Below are 1,418 nucleotides of genomic sequence, written 5' to 3'. Positions count from 1 at the left end.
GGGCGGCGCCGCGTCCGCTCCGCCGCGGTGCGTGCCCGCGGACGGCATCGTCGGCGTGCTCGCGCCCGTGCCACCGAGGTAGGCCGGGCGTCCCGCGTCAGTAGTTCCAGTCGCCCTGGCCGTCGAAGGCGCCGAACTGCCGACCGGGTCCGTTCTTGACGATGAACGGGTCGCCGTTGCGCGAGTTCTCGTAGTACCAGCGTGCGTCCTCGGGGCTGACGTTGATGCAGCCGTGGGAGACGTTGCGGACGCCCTGGTCGGCGATCGACCACGGGGCGGAGTGGATGTAGATGCCGTCGTAGCTCAGGCGGACGGCGTCGTTGATGATCGAGTCGTACCCGCCGTCCTCGATCCGCAGCCCGAAGGCCTCGGAGTTCATCCGCACGTTCCGGCCGCGCTGACCCGTGTAGTAGACGCCGTTGTAGGTCTCCCAGCCGCGCATCCCCGCCGACGCCCGCATGGTGCGCACGTGCTGGCCGTTCCGTGTCACGGTGATGTGCTTGGTGCGGTCGTCGTATTCCGCGATCAGCGCGTCACCCGTGCGGAAGGCCTGCTGCCGCTTGCCGCCGGCCCAGACGGTGACCGAGGTGTTGACCGGCCAGAAGGAGTGCGGACGCCACCGCACCTCGGAGTTGTTGACCCAGTAGAACTTCCCGGCCACCGGGGGCTCGGTGCGGATCCCGAGCGTGGCCTCTGCGCGGGCCCGGTCCGCGATGGGCCGGTCGAAGAAGAACATGACCGGCTGCGCCACGCCGACGATCTCGTTCTGCGTGGGGAAGACGTTGACGTCGCCGTACTCGGGCGCGGGTCGGTCGGGACCGATCACCGGATAAGTCAGGACCGGCATCGCCCCTACCCCCGGGATGAGCGGGGTGGGCAACGGCGCGTTCTCCAGCTGGGGGATGCCGGGCGGGCTCGGGGGCATCACCGACTGCGCGTTGGCCGCCGGGGCGAGCCCCAGGACGAGGGCGGCCGCGGCGAGGATCGAGGCGAGGACCGTGATCCGGGGCGAACGGGTCATTGCTACTCCTGGGGACGACGGAGACGAGGGGTACCTCTCAGCCTAGGCGGAGGACTCTCATAGGGTGTCGTGCGCCATATCGATTGTGTTTCACCCCGACCCGCGGGGGGTGGGCCGGGGGCCGGTCCCGTGGCCGCCTCAGTAGTTCCAGTCGCCCTGGCCGTCGAACTCGCCGAACTGCCGTCCCGGGCCGCCCACCACGATGAACGGGTCGCCGTTGCGGGTGTTGTCGTAGTACCAGGCCGCGTCCTCGGGGCTGAGGTTGATGCAGCCGTGGGAGACGTTGCGGACGCCCTGGTCGGCGACCGACCACGGGGCGGAGTGGATGAAGATGCCGTCGTAGCTCAACCGCACCCCGTTCTCGACGGTCGTGTCGTATCCGCCCGCCGTCCTGGAC

Annotated in this window: 2 protein-coding genes; both read right to left on the bottom strand. The window is 70.0% G+C overall.

Annotation, left to right across the window (positions count from 1 at the left end; genetic code table 11):
* Positions 1-97: 97 nt before the first annotated feature.
* Positions 98-1,021 (bottom strand): L,D-transpeptidase, encoded by a 924-nt coding sequence (locus G6022_RS05265; RefSeq protein WP_182691126.1) that lies wholly within the window; start codon positions 1,019-1,021, stop codon positions 98-100.
* Between the two features lie 138 nt (positions 1,022-1,159).
* Positions 1,160-1,418 (bottom strand): L,D-transpeptidase (locus tag G6022_RS05260; RefSeq protein WP_182691124.1); only part of this gene is annotated, 259 nt, incomplete at its 5' end.

This window comes from Dietzia sp. Cai40 (assembly GCF_014145165.1).
GTDB lineage: Bacteria > Actinomycetota > Actinomycetes > Mycobacteriales > Mycobacteriaceae > Dietzia > Dietzia natronolimnaea.
The sequence above is the reverse complement of the archived record's forward strand: the minus strand, read 5'-3'. Positions and strand labels throughout refer to the sequence as shown.

What these genes read in the sequence shown, in the direction of transcription:
- G6022_RS05265 (WP_182691126.1), bottom strand. Translation starts at nt 1,021, where the DNA reads ATGACCCGTTCGCCCCGGATCACGGTCCTCGCCTCGATCCTCGCCGCG.